At 65.5% G+C, this 12,532-nt stretch carries 15 protein-coding genes; 5 read left to right on the top strand and 10 right to left on the bottom strand.

Annotated features, from left to right (window positions below; genetic code table 11):
• Nucleotides 1–14 precede the first annotated feature (14 nt).
• Nucleotides 15–1,526 carry a transglycosylase SLT domain-containing protein gene (locus AC731_RS05610; protein WP_048703898.1) on the bottom strand — a complete coding sequence of 504 codons (1,512 nt, stop codon included), beginning with the start codon at nucleotides 1,524–1,526 and terminating at the stop codon, nucleotides 15–17.
• Nucleotides 1,527–1,779: 253 nt separating this feature from the next.
• Here AC731_RS05610 and AC731_RS05605 point away from each other — a divergent pair, with 253 nt between their 5' ends.
• Complete coding sequence (locus AC731_RS05605; protein ID WP_004251009.1) at nucleotides 1,780–2,154, top strand: response regulator transcription factor; 375 nt, start codon at nucleotides 1,780–1,782, stop codon at nucleotides 2,152–2,154.
• A gap of 12 nt (nucleotides 2,155–2,166) precedes the next feature.
• Here AC731_RS05605 and gloB read toward each other — a convergent pair whose 3' ends face one another.
• Nucleotides 2,167–2,940, bottom strand: coding sequence for a hydroxyacylglutathione hydrolase (gene gloB, locus AC731_RS05600; RefSeq protein ID WP_048703895.1), 774 nt, complete (start codon nucleotides 2,938–2,940; stop codon nucleotides 2,167–2,169).
• Nucleotides 2,941–2,967: 27 nt separating this feature from the next.
• Between gloB and AC731_RS05595 the strand changes: the two genes are divergently transcribed.
• Genes AC731_RS05595 through dnaQ form a run of 3 tightly spaced genes read left to right on the top strand, consistent with a single transcriptional unit; the run spans nucleotide 2,968 to nucleotide 4,927 of the window.
• Nucleotides 2,968–3,696: a class I SAM-dependent methyltransferase gene (locus AC731_RS05595; RefSeq protein WP_048703893.1), complete on the top strand. Its 729-nt coding sequence runs from the start codon at nucleotides 2,968–2,970 to the stop codon at nucleotides 3,694–3,696.
• The gene (gene rnhA, locus AC731_RS05590) at nucleotides 3,697–4,155 is read left to right on the top strand and encodes a ribonuclease HI (RefSeq protein WP_004251014.1); all 459 of its coding nucleotides are present in this window, start codon (nucleotides 3,697–3,699) and stop codon (nucleotides 4,153–4,155) included.
• 52 nt (nucleotides 4,156–4,207) lie between these two features.
• On the top strand, nucleotides 4,208–4,927 hold the full coding sequence (gene dnaQ, locus AC731_RS05585; protein WP_004251017.1) for a DNA polymerase III subunit epsilon: 720 nt from the start codon (nucleotides 4,208–4,210) through the stop codon (nucleotides 4,925–4,927).
• 3 nt (nucleotides 4,928–4,930) lie between these two features.
• Here the strand turns inward: dnaQ and AC731_RS05580 are convergent, their stop codons facing one another.
• The 4 genes from AC731_RS05580 to mutS all read right to left on the bottom strand — a co-directional run bounded on the left by AC731_RS05580 (nucleotide 4,931) and on the right by mutS (nucleotide 9,038).
• A complete protein-coding gene (locus tag AC731_RS05580; protein ID WP_004251019.1) occupies nucleotides 4,931–5,338 on the bottom strand; it encodes a CBS domain-containing protein in 408 nt (135 codons plus the stop codon).
• A gap of 30 nt (nucleotides 5,339–5,368) precedes the next feature.
• Complete coding sequence (nqrM, locus tag AC731_RS05575; RefSeq protein WP_048703889.1) at nucleotides 5,369–5,581, bottom strand: (Na+)-NQR maturation NqrM; 213 nt, start codon at nucleotides 5,579–5,581, stop codon at nucleotides 5,369–5,371.
• A 118-nt stretch (nucleotides 5,582–5,699) separates the two neighbouring features.
• A complete protein-coding gene (locus tag AC731_RS05570; protein ID WP_048703886.1) occupies nucleotides 5,700–6,470 on the bottom strand; it encodes a spermine/spermidine synthase domain-containing protein in 771 nt (256 codons plus the stop codon).
• Between the two features lie 9 nt (nucleotides 6,471–6,479).
• Complete coding sequence (gene mutS, locus AC731_RS05565; RefSeq protein WP_418081721.1) at nucleotides 6,480–9,038, bottom strand: DNA mismatch repair protein MutS; 2,559 nt, start codon at nucleotides 9,036–9,038, stop codon at nucleotides 6,480–6,482.
• Between the two features lie 252 nt (nucleotides 9,039–9,290).
• Here mutS and AC731_RS05560 point away from each other — a divergent pair, with 252 nt between their 5' ends.
• The gene (locus AC731_RS05560; RefSeq protein WP_048703880.1) at nucleotides 9,291–10,598 is read left to right on the top strand and encodes a tyrosine-type recombinase/integrase; all 1,308 of its coding nucleotides are present in this window, start codon (nucleotides 9,291–9,293) and stop codon (nucleotides 10,596–10,598) included.
• Between the two features lie 191 nt (nucleotides 10,599–10,789).
• Here AC731_RS05560 and AC731_RS05555 read toward each other — a convergent pair whose 3' ends face one another.
• The 4 genes from AC731_RS05555 to AC731_RS05545 all read right to left on the bottom strand — a co-directional run bounded on the left by AC731_RS05555 (nucleotide 10,790) and on the right by AC731_RS05545 (nucleotide 12,478).
• Entirely contained in the window at nucleotides 10,790–11,323 is a 534-nt protein-coding gene (locus AC731_RS05555) for a hypothetical protein (protein ID WP_156480651.1), read from the bottom strand.
• A 156-nt stretch (nucleotides 11,324–11,479) separates the two neighbouring features.
• Complete coding sequence (locus tag AC731_RS19475) at nucleotides 11,480–11,875, bottom strand: helix-turn-helix transcriptional regulator (RefSeq protein ID WP_082794260.1); 396 nt, start codon at nucleotides 11,873–11,875, stop codon at nucleotides 11,480–11,482.
• A 28-nt stretch (nucleotides 11,876–11,903) separates the two neighbouring features.
• Nucleotides 11,904–12,032, bottom strand: coding sequence for a hypothetical protein (locus AC731_RS20315; protein ID WP_257721760.1), 129 nt, complete (start codon nucleotides 12,030–12,032; stop codon nucleotides 11,904–11,906).
• On the bottom strand, nucleotides 12,029–12,478 hold the full coding sequence (locus AC731_RS05545; protein ID WP_048703876.1) for a hypothetical protein: 450 nt from the start codon (nucleotides 12,476–12,478) through the stop codon (nucleotides 12,029–12,031). Before AC731_RS05545 ends, AC731_RS20315 begins: the two co-directional genes overlap by 4 nt.
• Nucleotides 12,479–12,532 lie beyond the last annotated feature (54 nt).

Genomic DNA, 12,532 nt, shown 5'->3' with positions numbered 1-12,532 from the left:
GCCGGGCACCTGGATCAGCGCTTCGGTGCGGCCCCCTGGGGCGTGGTCGTCGCCTTCTTGACGGGGGGCTTCTGGGCGGGTGCTTTCTGTACGGCTTTCGCGGCAGGTTTGGCCGTGCCCGAGGTGGCCGAGCCCGGTTTTTTCGCGGGCGCCTTGGCTGTGGTCTTGCCTGGCGCCTTCTTCGCCACAGGTTTGTGCGGCGCCTTGGCATCGGCCTTCTTCGGGGGGGGCGAGGCCGCCGGACTCGCCGATGGGGCGCTCTTCAAACCTTGCCCCACAGGCGCTTTCAGGCCCGTGCCGCCTCCGCTGTTCGTGGTGCCGATCCTGAGCCCCTGCTGACGCACGGCCGCCGCGGCGAAGGGCAGCAGGCTGCTGACGGCCAGTGCGCCCTCCGGGTCGACGCCCGCTGGCACCAGCAGGGTGTGGCCGGGCGACACGGTAGCGCTTCCCAAGCCGTTGATCTGGCGCAACTGGGCGGACGACAGGCCATGTCGTGCGGCAATCTTGTCCAGGGTTTCGCCGCGCTCGACGGTGTACATCGTCCACCCGCGACCGCTGCGCTGCAGTTCGTCGAGACCCTCGCGCAGCTTGCGCGCGCGGTCGGTCGGCACGATGAAGGTCTGACCGGGCATCGTGGTGGCCGGCCGGTTGAAGCCCGGGTTCAGCGCCAGGAACTCCTCCAGCGGCATGTCCGACAATTCGGCCGCGGTGGCGAGATCGACGCCGACGGGTGCCTCGACGGCGACGAAGTGCATCTCGTTGGCGACGTAGGGCAGTTCGAGATGGAAGAGTTCGGGCTCGCCGATGATGTTCTTGATGGCCTGCAGCTTGGGCACGTAGTTGCGGGTCTCCTCGGGCATGCGCAGGTGGCTGTATTCCAGCGGCAGGCCGTCGTCGGCGTTGCGTTTTAGCGCGCGCTGCACGGCGCCTTCGCCCCAGTTGTATGAGGCCAGCGCGAGATGCCAGTCGCCATGCATCTCGTAGATCTTCTGCAGGTAGTCGAGCGCGGCATTGGTGGAGGCGATCACGTCACGCCGCTCGTCGACCCAGGAATCCTGCGTGAGGTTGAAATACTTGCCGGTGGATGGAATGAACTGCCACAGGCCGGACGCGTGCGAGCGCGAATAGGCCATGGGGTTGAAGCTGCTTTCCACCATCGGCAGCAGCGCCAGTTCGGTCGGCATGCCGCGGCGCTCGAGCTCGTCGACGAAGTAGTACAGGTAGCGCCCGCCGCGGGCCAGGACCTGCTTCAGGAAGGCGGGGCGGTTGAGGTAGAAGGCCTGCTGCTCGGCCACGCGCTCGCTGTCGAGGTCGGGCATGCCGAAGCCGCGGCGGATGCGGTCCCAGATGTCGTTGGCGTCGCGCGTCAGGTCGAGCGTGAGCACCCGTTCGGGTACGACGACTTCCTCGACTTCGACGGGCTGATCCGAGGGCGCGATGGCATCCTGCGCCTGCACGGCCGTAGGCTTGCCCGCAAACCAGATGCACAGGACACCGGCGAGGAGGGCTACGAGGTGTCGGGTCATGATCGGGGAGCCATCTGCGGCCCCGGGGCGTAAAGCGCGCAAGTCTAGCGACGAGGCGGACGGCACGTCAATTTGCGCCTGGCGTGCGGTGCGCTGCATTTCCGGCGAGCGCACGCCGGAGCACGACGGTCTTCGAGGGCGTGTGCAATTGCACATGTTGGGCATTCGAGCGGGCTGGGGTCCGCGCGTTCCGCCGGCATTCCGGTGATAATTGCAGGCTTCCAGATCAACTGTATCTCTCCGGTGAGCAGGCATGTCGCGTAGGGACCGAACCATCGTTGTAGTCGATGACAACGAGCTCATCCGGATTTCGCTGCGCGCGATCCTGCGTCAGGCGGGTCATGTCGTGGTGGGCGAGGCCAAGTGCGGTGACTCCGCGCTCGAGATGATCGAGCGGCACGTGCCCGATCTGGTCTGTCTCGATGTGAACATGCCGGGCCGCAACGGTCTGGACGTGCTGGGCGAGGTGCGTCAGCGCTGGCCCAAGGTGCGTGTGATGATGGTGACCTCGCAGGCCGACCGCGACAGCATCCAGACCATGCTTGCCCGGGGCGCGGACGACATCATCCTGAAACCCTTCAATGGCGCGCGGGTGGTCGAGACCATCGCCCGCGCGTTCAAGCGCTGAACGCGGGACGCGTCAGAACACGTTCTTCCACTCGCGCAGTGCGGCCAGACACGACACCGCGTCAATGGGTCGCTGGCCGGTATGGCTGGCGACGGCTTCGATGATGCCGGGCTGGTCGCAGCGCAGGAAGGGATTGATGGCCTTTTCCCGTCCGATGCTGCTCGGCAGTGTCGGACGGCCCGCGTCGTGCAAGGCCGCGCACTGTTCGGCGTAGGCGTCGCGTTCAGGGTTGTGCGGTTCGGCGACACGTGCGAAGGCCAGGTTCGACAGCGTGTACTCGTGGGTGCAATACACGGCCGTGTCGTCCGGCAGCGCGGCGAGGCGGGACAGCGAGCGGGCGAGCTGGGCGGGCGTGCCTTCGAACAGGCGTCCGCAGCCGGCCGAGAACAGGGTGTCGCCGCAGAACAGGATCGGCTGCGAGCTGCTGCGGCCGAAATAGGCGACGTGGCCCGCGGTGTGGCCCGGGACTTCGAGCACCTCGAAATTCAGGCCGAGCGCAGCGATGTCCACCGTATCGCCGTCGCCCACCGGATGGTCGACCCCTTCGATCGCCTCGTTGAAGGGGCCGTACACCGGTGCGGGACAGGCCTGGCGCAGGCGGGCGAGTCCGTCGACGTGATCCGCGTGGTGGTGGGTGACGAGGATCGCAGCAAGCCGCAGCCCTTCGGCCGCGAGGTAGTCGAGTACCGGACCGGCATCGCCCGGATCGACGACCAGCGCCCGGTCGCCCGCGCGCAAGAGCCAGATGTAGTTATCGCGGAAGGCAGGAAGAGGGATAATGTGCATCCGCGAATTGTGAGGGGCTGATCGCCGATGTCAATGCCGGACCTCTCCGACTGGCTGGAGACCCCGCTCGGGCACTATCTGCTGGATTGGGAGCGCCGTGCGATCGATCGCACGGTGGCAGACATCTTCGGCTACAACGCTGTGCAGATCGGCCTGCCGGACATCGACCTGCTGCAGGCGAACCGCATGCCTTTCCGCTTCAATTGTTCGCGCGACGGCGGGGCGGCGGTGCGTGCGCAGGCCTTCGAGCTGCCGTTTGCGACGGCGAGCATCGATCTGGTGCTGTTGCCGCACGTGCTCGAGTTTTCGTCCGATCCTCACGGGGTGCTGCGCGAGGTGGAGCGGGTCCTGGTGCCGGAAGGCAGCGTGGTGTTGAGCGGACTCAATCCCCTGAGCTTGTGGGGGGTACGAAAGGCGCTTGCGCGGGCTGAGGGCGCTTTTCCCTGGCGCGGGCACTACCGCTCGTCGATGCGCATCAAGGACTGGATGAAGCTGCTCGGGCTGGAAGTGGTGGGGCTCGAGTCCGGCTGCCATTTGCCGGCGGTGGGCACCGATGCGTGGCTGCAACGCTGGAGCTTCATGGACCGCGCTGGCCCGCGCTGGTGGCCGGTGCTCGGGGCGGCCTACGTGATGCACGGGGTCAAGCGCGTGCAGGGCATGCGACTGATCATGCCGCAGTGGCGCGAACGCAAGGCTTCGGCCAAACGACTATCGACCGTTGCCCAGCGCAACGGTGAAACACGGAAAACGCACTAGATGGAAGAAGTGGATATCTATACCGATGGGGCCTGCAGCGGAAATCCCGGCCCCGGCGGCTGGGGCGCGATCCTGCGCGCCGGCACGCACGAGAAGGAAATCTGGGGTGGCGAACCGGCCACGACCAACAATCGTATGGAACTGCTCGCGGTCATCCGTGCGCTGAACACGCTGAAGCGCCCGGTGATGGCGCGGGTGCATACCGACAGCCAGTACGTGCAGAAGGGGATCTCGGAGTGGATCCACGGCTGGAAGGCGCGCGGCTGGAAGACGGCGTCGAAGGAGCCGGTCAAGAACGCCGACCTGTGGCGGGCGCTGGACGAGGCGCAGACACGTCATCAGGTGAAGTGGCTGTGGGTGCGCGGCCACTCGGGGCATGTCGAGAACGAACGGGCCGATGCGCTCGCCCGGCGCGGCGTGGATGCCGTGCGCAAGAGCGGCAAGGCGGTCGAGGCCTGAGCCGCGTCCGCGGCCCATCTCACCTTCATCGAATTCATTCAGAGGAGCGGCAATGCGACAAATCGTGCTCGATACGGAAACCACCGGCCTGGACTGGCGCAATGGCGACCGCGTGATCGAAATCGGCTGTGTGGAACTGCTCAACCGCAGCCTGACCGGCCGCCACTTCCATGTTTATCTGAACCCGGGGCGCGGCATCGACGCCGAGGCCGTCGCGGTGCATGGCATCACCGAGGAGTTCCTCGCCGACAAGCCGAAGTTCGCGGACGTCGTGACGCAGTTCGAGGATTTCGTCCGCGACGCGGAACTGGTCATCCACAACGCGAGCTTCGACGTCGGCTTCCTCGACAACGAACTGGACCTGCTGGGGCGCGACAAGCTCGGTCGCCTCTGTGCCGGCGTGATCGACACGCTGAAGATGGCCAAGGAGCAGAATCCGGGCAAGAAGGCTTCGCTCGATGCGCTGTGCGATCGCTACGAGATCGACAACGGCCACCGCGAACTGCACGGCGCGCTGCTCGACGCGGAACTGCTGGCCGATGTCTACCTGGCGATGACGCGGGGCCAGGAAAGCCTGATCATGGCGCTGGACGAAGACCTGCCCGCGCATGACGTCGACGGCGACGGGGCGCCGCGCGAGCGCAAGCCGATCAAGGTGTTGCGAATCAGCGATGCCGAATTGCAGGCTCACCAGAGCGTGCTCGACGACATCGCCAAGGCGAATAAGGGCTTGTGTCTGTGGCTGGCGCCGGAGGTACCGGCGACGGCGTGAGGATCAGCTGCGCTCGGCGCGCAGCTTCTCGAGCCCCCGCAGGATGTCCTGGCGCGAGATCTGCCCGACCAGGCGCGAGCCCTCGACGACCGGCAGGCAGCGGAGGTTCTTGCTGACGAAGATCTGGATTGCGTCGATCAGGCTCGCGTCAGCCGAAACGGACACCACATCCGTGCTCATGAAGTCCTGCACCGCGCCTTCCTCGCGGCGGAAGTAGGACGCGTCGAGCGCGGCCTTCAGGCAATCCCTCTCGGAGATGAAGCCGATCAGGCGCCTGTTCTCGTCGACAACGGGCGCCCCGCTCAGGCCGTGTTCCAGCAGCTTGTGGACCGCGCGCAGCAGGTTGGTCGAAGGGCTGAAGGCGAGCTGGTCGCCGATCATGTAGTCCTTGACGAGCAGGGATTGCAGCATGGTGTCTCCGCAAAGTGGCGTGTGATGTGATTATTGTCGTGTGTCGGTCGCAGCTTCGGCGGTAGCCTTCATCCGCGCCTCGCGTTTGGCGCAGGGCTTCTTGCAGCCGAATTCACAGTCGCCACCGACGGCGCCGAGGCCCCCGCAACTGCCCGCGATCGGCTTGCGGCCGAACATGACGCCGATGGCCATCGCTGCGATGACGAGCCCGATGACGCCGAGGGTGATCAGAAATGTGTTCATGGTTTTTCTGCCTTGTTCCGCTTGTTCAGGCGTCGCTGCCTGCGCGGTGGGTTGACAATAACGCGCAAGGGATCGTTCTGGCCATGCTTGCGTGAAGGGGTTTTCGGAGCGTTCGCGCTCAGAGGTGCAGGACGCCGCCGGGCACGCTGCCTGACTGTTCGAGCCGGGTGATCGTGGGGCCAAGGTCGAGTCCGGTCGCAGCCTTCAGTGAGCGGGCGCGTTCGCGCAGTTCGTCCAGCGGGCGCTCGATCGGCTCGCCGACAGCCCCGAAGGCGACCACGTTGCCGCTGTCGCATGAGGGAAAGGCCAGGACCCGATCGTCGAACGCTGTCAGGATGCGTTCCACGCTCGCTTTGTAGCCGCGCGAGCGACCGAACAGATTCACCGCCATCAGCCCGCTGGCTGACAGGCGCGAACGCAGCGCCTGATAGAAAGGCAGCGTATCGAGGGCGCCCGCACGGGCATTGCGATCGTAGCCGTCGACCAGGATGTAGTCCCAGCTCGCGTCCTTTTCCATGACGTACTGCGCACCGCAGCCGAGGTGGATGCTGAAGCGCGCGTCCTCTTCGGGGAGCTTGAAGAACTGGCGTGCGGCGGCAACGACCGACGGCGCGATCTCGACCACCTTGATACGCGCCTGCGGGCAATGATGATGGACGAACTTGGCCAGCGAGGCTGCGCCGAGACCGATGATGAGGACGCGCTTCGGCCACTGGCCGGCGTCGTCCGCAAGACCGTCGCGCAGCAGCAGGCCTGCCATCATCTCGCGCGTGTAGGCCAATTCCAGTGCATTGGGCTTGCGGATGCGCATCGCGCCCTGGATCCAGTCCGAGCCGAAGTGCAGGTAGCGCACGCCGGCTTCTTCGGAGATGTCGATCGGTGTACTCATCGGATGTGCTCAGGAGGCGAGGCGCTTGAGCGCGTACAGGCGCTCGAGCGCCTCGCGCGGGGTCAGCGAATCGGGGTCGATGTCGGCGAGCTCGGTCAGCACCGGGTGCGACAAGAGCTCGGCTTCGGGCTCGGGCAGGGCGGCGAACAGGTCCGCCTGCGGGCCGGCGTGGATCTCGCGGTTCTCGAGCGCACGCAGCCGGCGGCGGGCGTCGCGGATCACCGGAGCCGGAATGCCGGCCAGCGCGGCGACCTCGATCCCGTAGCTCTGGCTCGCCGGGCCTTCTTCCAGCGCATGCAGGAAGACGATACGGTGGCCGTGCTCGACCGCATCCAGGTGCACGTTGGCGCATTCCGGATAGTCGGCGTTGAGCCGGGTGAGCTCGAAGTAGTGAGTGGCGAAGAGCGTCAGGCTGCGGTTCTTCTCCAGCAGCTGGCGTGCGATGGCCGCGGCCAGTGCGAGCCCGTCGAAGGTCGAGGTGCCGCGGCCGATCTCGTCCATCAGCACCAGGCTGTGCTCGCTGGCGCCGTGCAGGATGGCGGCGGCCTCGGTCATCTCGACCATGAAGGTCGAACGGCCGGAGGCGAGATCGTCGGAGGCGCCGATGCGGGTGAAGATGGCATCCAGCGGGCCGAGCTCGGCGGCATCCGCCGGCACGAAGCTGCCGACGTGGGCCAGCAGGCAGATCAGCGCGACCTGCCGCATGAAGGTCGATTTGCCGCCCATGTTGGGGCCGGTGATCATCAGCATGCGGCGGGTGGGCGCGAGCCGCGCGTCGTTGCGGATGAAGTTCTCGACCTGGCGCTCGACCACCGGGTGGCGGCCGCCGGCGATGTCGATGCCCGGCGTGTCGCGGAAGCGGGGGCGCACGTAGTTGTAGCGCAAGGCGGCCTCGGCGAAGGCGGCGAGGCCGTCGAGCAGGGCCAGGGCGCGCGCGATGCGCTGCAGTGCCGGAATGTGGGCGGCCAGCGCGTCGAGGATCGTCTCGTATAGCAGCTTCTCGCGCGCCAGGGCGCGTTCGTTGGCCGACAGGGCCTTGTCCTCGAAGGCCTTGAGTTCGGGCGTGATGTAGCGCTCGGCGTTCTTCAGCGTCTGGCGGCGGCGGTAGTCGTCCGGCACCTTCTCGGCATTGGCGCGGCTGACCTCGATGTAGAAGCCGTGCACGCGATTGAACTCGACCTTGAGGTTGGGAATGCCGCTGCGCTCGCGCTCACGGGCCTCGAGCGCCAGCAGGAATTCGCCGCAGTTGCTCTGGATGCCGCGCAGCTCGTCCAGTTCGGGATCGTAGCCCGGCGCGATCACACCACCGTCGCGCACCATGGCGGCGGGCTCGGCGTCGATGGCGCGCTGCAGTAGATCGAGCGGATCGGGCGCGATCTCGAGGGCAGCGCAGACTTCGCGCAGCAGCGTGGTGTTGCAGTCCGCCAGTGCCGCTCCCAGTTCCGGCAGGCGGGCGAGGCTGTCGCGAAGGGCGGACAGGTCGCGCGGCCGGGCACTGCGCAAGGCGATGCGCGCGGTGATGCGGTCTACGTCGGCCACGCCGCGCAGGGCGCTGCGCACCGCGCCCGCGGTGCGTCCGTCGCGGCTATCGATGCCGTAATCGCCTTGCTCGCCGACCAGTTCCGCCACCGCGGCCTGACGTGCGGCGGGCGCGGAACGGTCGCGCAGCGGGTGGTGCAAGGCATGTCGCAGCCAGCGCGAACCCATGCTGGTGATGCAGGTGTCGAGCAGCGACAGCAGGGTCGGTGCGGGTTCGCCACGCAGGGTTTCGGTGAGTTCGAGGTTGCGGCGGGTGGCGGCGTCGAGCCGCAGGTACTCCGATTCACGCTCGACGACGAGGCCGGTGACGTGGGCGAGCGTCTGGCGCTGGGTGGCCTGCGCGTAGTCGTAGAGCGCGGCAGCGGCGCCGAGCGCGACCGGCAGGTCTTCGACGCCGAAGCCGACCAGGTCGCGCGTGCCGAAGTGGCCGGTCAGCAGCCGGGTGCCGGTCTCGGCATCGAACTGCCAGTCGGCCAGGCGACGCAGCGCGGGCGCCAGGGTGTCGAGCAGCGGCAGCGCCAGGCCGTCGGGGATCAGCACCTCGGCCGGACGCAGGCGCTCGAACTGGGCCTGCAGCGTCTCGGCCGGGCACTGCATCAGGCGGAAGTCGCCGTTGGCCAGGTTCAACCAGGCCAGACCGAGCACGCCGCGATGAAGGTTGGCCGACAGCAGCAGGGCGTCGCGACGGTCGTCGAGCAGCGCGGCATCGGTCAGCGTGCCGGGCGTGACGATGCGGCTGACCGCACGCTCCATCGGCCCCTTTGTGGCGCCGGGTTCGCCCACCTGCTCGGCAATCACCACGGCCTCGCCCAGCTTCACCAGCCGGGCGAGGTACTGTTCGACCGCGTGGAAGGGCACGCCCGCCATCTTGATCGGCTGGCCGCTGGACTGGCCGCGGGTGGTGAGTGTGATGTCGAGCAGCCGGGCCGCCTTCTCGGCATCCTCGAAGAACAGCTCGTAGAAGTCGCCCATGCGGTAGAACAGCAAGGTGTCGGGATGCTGCACCTTGATGCGAAGATATTGCTGCATCATGGGTGTGTGGGCGCTTATTGCCTCTTCCGTAAGCCCTTGGTGTATCGGTGAAATTCCTTTCACTCCCTTATCTGGTGCGGCATTCATTCGGTAGGCTGTAATTTATAACAGTAGAGGCAGCGCTTGTCTGCATGTGGCAACACTAGGTCATCGAGAGTAGGATCGGCGTAGTTTTCTCTGACGCCCTGTCGGCGGTGGTCGAAAAAGAACCTACGCCGGCTGCAACCTCATCTGCAATCCTACGCCGCCATGACCTTCGATGCCCGCGCGATGAAACTGCTGCAGGCGGGGCAGCATCTTACCAGCCCCGAATTTCCGGGGCTTCGCCTCGAGGCGACTGAGCACTTCAGGACGTGGACCTACCGTTACAAGAGCCCGATCGACGGGCGAATGCGGCAGACGAAGCTCGGTCGCTGGCCGGCAATGTCGCTGCATGCCGCTGTCGCGGAGTGGGAGAAGCTGCGGGCGTCGCGTGAGGCTGGAGGCGATCCGGCTCTGGAGGCGAAGCAGGCGAGGGCGGCGGGCCAACTCGCCCGGTCGCAGGCCGTCGCGGCGAGGGCGCAGTCCAGCTACACCGTTGCTGCGCTCTGCAACGACTACTACGAGGGTTACGTCAGGCTCTCGCGCGCGAAGAAGGGGGCCGATGAAGTCCGCCGGATGTTCGCCACGATGCTCGGGGCGTTCGGCGACATGGCCGCGGCCGAGGTGACGCGTTCGCACGCCTTCGACCTGATCCAAAGCTACGCCGCAGCCACGCCGGTCCAAGCCAAGAAGCTACGCTCGGAGTTGGGCGCAGCCTGGGATTACGCGATCGACGCCGGCAGGCTTCCAGACTCCGTGCCGAACTGGTGGCGCCTCATCCTGCGCGGGAAGATCAAGTCGAAGGGAAAGATGATCGCGGGCGAGCGCGTTGGTACGACCAAGCGCGTGCTGTCGCCCGACGAGATCGGCGCGCTGGTCCGGTGGCTGCCGAATTTCACGGCCCTGGTGGAGGATGCGCTGACGCTGTACCTCTGGACGGGCACACGCGGCGCGGAGATCGTAGCGATGGAGGGGAGGGAGGTCCGGCAGGAGGCGGGTGGGATCTGGTGGTGGACGATCCCGAAGGCCAAGACCAAGAACGCGCGGCACGAGGGTGCAACGGATCTGCGCGTACCGCTGTTCGGGCGGGCGCAGAGCGTTGTGCTGCGCAGGAAGGAAAGATTCGGCGACGGCTGGCTATTCCCGTCGAAGACGCGCGACGGGAAACTGACGCACACTGAACAGAAAAGCATTCAGGTGGCGGTGTACTACCACCAGCCGTACAGCACGACGCGCCCGGAGTCCGAGCGCGCGCGGCTTTCTGTGACGCACTGGGCACCTCACGATCTGCGGAGGTCGGCGAGGACGCTGCTGGCCGCGATGGGCTGCCCGAGTGACGTGGCTGAATCGGTGCTTGGGCACATGATCCCAGGCGTGGCCGGTGTGTACAACAGGCATCAGTACGATGCTGAGCGAGTCGAGTGGCTGCGCCGCCTCGCTGACAGGCTCGAAGAACTTGCGCGGTTCCAGGCTTGAGTGCCACGGCATCTGGGGATGGGGCGGTGAAGCGTGGTCGTTGCGCGCGGAAGTGGCTCGTTCGATATTTCGCGATCGCCCCTTTGATGCTGTTGAGCCATGACGAAATGTCGCGCTCAACTGCGGGGGGCAGAGTTCGCACAGGTCAGAATGACCTACGCAGATCGAGTAGCGTCATTCGCTCGGCGACGTTAGTTCAGGATGAGGTGACTGCGTGTTGCGCGGACCAGCGCGCCGAGACAGCGGCTGGCGGTGTCAAGGTTCTGAACTTGCTTATTCAGCATGTCTATGGTCTTGAGTCCATGGAAGAGGTTGTTTCGAAGACGATAGACGATCACCATCAACGACAGAAGTTTTTCGTTTAAACCTCCGTGCGTTCCAAGCAATACGCCCTCAACGACCTCGCGCTGATCGTTGGCGCGAAAACGAAGATCGGCGAATCTGGCTGAGAAACCCTCAGGTTCTCGGTATCGAAAGGTCCAAAAGGCCAGGCAGTCACAAAGGACAGCTAAGTTGTCCTCGGCGATTGGAGCCTCAGCGAGGCGAGCAGCCAACATCTCGAATGTCCGCACGTTTGCGTGATTTCCACAAACAACGTCCTCGAAGAGATTCCACATCAATGTGAAGTTCGCAACGGCTGTTGACGTTTCAGGGCGGAGTCTAGTTCCTCCGCACATGTTCTCAGTGATCCACAGCGTGGCATCAAATGCTTGACTAGGTGGCATGGGGCGCTCCGTGGCCTTGCGAAAGCGAACTGCTGAACTTACCTGCTCGCACGACTGTTTGTGCAGCTCGGATGAAATGACGCATTAGCCGACCCTTGCGACCTCTGTGATGATCTCAGTTCCGACATGTAAAATGTTTCCTGCAAATCTTCGACTTCACTTGGAGGAGTCCAAAGGACTGCATACTCCGGTCCTAACTCTTTCATCATCCGTGAAGCAGCTTAAACAAGAGCTCTCGATATGGCAATCGCGTAACTGTGCCTGCCCGATCGGCGAGGGCAGGCGTGGTAAAGCCGCCTCCTTCCGCTTCGGTGCGCCGGTATTCGGCGGCGGCGGGATCTGCGACACCGGCCTCGACTCCGCCCACTCCTGCAGCTCGCGCAACAGCCAGCCGACGCGGCGGCCAGACATCTGGCGCGGCGCGGGGAACTCGCCTTTGCGGACCAGATCTTGAATCGTCCATTCGGAGAGCGAGACAACTGCGGCGGCGGTCGAGAGATCCAGCAGAATCGGCGTTAGCGCCACTTTCTTCCTTGCGTCGGCTTTTGCCATCTTCGGCTCCTGAAATGAAAACCGCCGGTCATGCCGGCGGTTGGTGTTTCCTGTTACGTGTGCGGTGGCTCGCGATTGCATCAGCAACTCGCTCGAGCCCCTTCCTGATGTTGTGCCCGATGATCAGAGCGGCAACGATGAGGCCGATCGTGCTCATGCTGCCTCCTGTTCCGCTTTCCGTTGCACATGTCGCACTGCCCTAAGTTGCCGATAGGCCTCCGCGAACAGGGCGCCACTGCGCCGATTCCAGTAATCCATGCTGACCTCTGCCAGCAACTCGAGCGCCTTCAGCTCCTCACCGGTGGTGCCAATCTTTCCGCGTGACTCGTAGCGCTCGCGGATGTTCTGCATGGCCACCAGGGCGACCTCTGCGGCAGTCGAGGTGCTGGGGTCGGCCTTCTGCCCCGGGTATAGCGCGATGCCGAGCTGCAGCAGGTCGAGCGTGTCCGCGAGGTCATTGAAGTGCGCGGATTGCGCCCAGCCGCCGCGGAATGCTTCGACGGCCATGCGCAGGCGGGTCTCGTACTCCGGGCCCAGGTTCTGTGCAATCAGTCCGGGCGCGGCCTTGGCCTTGTGGCGGATGTTGGCGCCGCGCTTACGCATAGTCACTTCTCCTTCGGCGCAGAAAGCGCCGGCAGAATGTTCCTCTCATATGGG

The sequence above is a fragment of the Thauera humireducens genome (assembly GCF_001051995.2).
Lineage (GTDB): Bacteria > Pseudomonadota > Gammaproteobacteria > Burkholderiales > Rhodocyclaceae > Thauera > Thauera humireducens.
Note: the sequence above shows the minus strand (reverse complement) of the source record. Positions and strands in the feature narration are given on the sequence as shown.

Excerpts from the sequence above, each read along its gene's own strand:
- AC731_RS05610 (WP_048703898.1), bottom strand. The coding sequence starts at position 1,526 with ATGACCCGACACCTCGTAGCCCTCCTCGCCGGTGTCCTGTGCATCTGG.
- AC731_RS05605 (WP_004251009.1), top strand. The coding sequence starts at position 1,780 with ATGTCGCGTAGGGACCGAACCATCGTTGTAGTCGATGACAACGAGCTC.
- gloB (WP_048703895.1), bottom strand. The coding sequence starts at position 2,940 with ATGCACATTATCCCTCTTCCTGCCTTCCGCGATAACTACATCTGGCTC.
- AC731_RS05595 (WP_048703893.1), top strand. The coding sequence starts at position 2,968 with ATGTCAATGCCGGACCTCTCCGACTGGCTGGAGACCCCGCTCGGGCAC.
- rnhA (WP_004251014.1), top strand. The coding sequence starts at position 3,697 with ATGGAAGAAGTGGATATCTATACCGATGGGGCCTGCAGCGGAAATCCC.
- dnaQ (WP_004251017.1), top strand. The coding sequence starts at position 4,208 with ATGCGACAAATCGTGCTCGATACGGAAACCACCGGCCTGGACTGGCGC.
- AC731_RS05580 (WP_004251019.1), bottom strand. The coding sequence starts at position 5,338 with ATGCTGCAATCCCTGCTCGTCAAGGACTACATGATCGGCGACCAGCTC.
- nqrM (WP_048703889.1), bottom strand. The coding sequence starts at position 5,581 with ATGAACACATTTCTGATCACCCTCGGCGTCATCGGGCTCGTCATCGCA.
- AC731_RS05570 (WP_048703886.1), bottom strand. The coding sequence starts at position 6,470 with ATGAGTACACCGATCGACATCTCCGAAGAAGCCGGCGTGCGCTACCTG.
- mutS (WP_418081721.1), bottom strand. The coding sequence starts at position 9,038 with ATGCAGCAATATCTTCGCATCAAGGTGCAGCATCCCGACACCTTGCTG.
- AC731_RS05560 (WP_048703880.1), top strand. The coding sequence starts at position 9,291 with ATGACCTTCGATGCCCGCGCGATGAAACTGCTGCAGGCGGGGCAGCAT.
- AC731_RS05555 (WP_156480651.1), bottom strand. The coding sequence starts at position 11,323 with ATGCCACCTAGTCAAGCATTTGATGCCACGCTGTGGATCACTGAGAAC.
- AC731_RS19475 (WP_082794260.1), bottom strand. The coding sequence starts at position 11,875 with ATGGCAAAAGCCGACGCAAGGAAGAAAGTGGCGCTAACGCCGATTCTG.
- AC731_RS20315 (WP_257721760.1), bottom strand. The coding sequence starts at position 12,032 with ATGAGCACGATCGGCCTCATCGTTGCCGCTCTGATCATCGGGCACAAC.
- AC731_RS05545 (WP_048703876.1), bottom strand. The coding sequence starts at position 12,478 with ATGCGTAAGCGCGGCGCCAACATCCGCCACAAGGCCAAGGCCGCGCCC.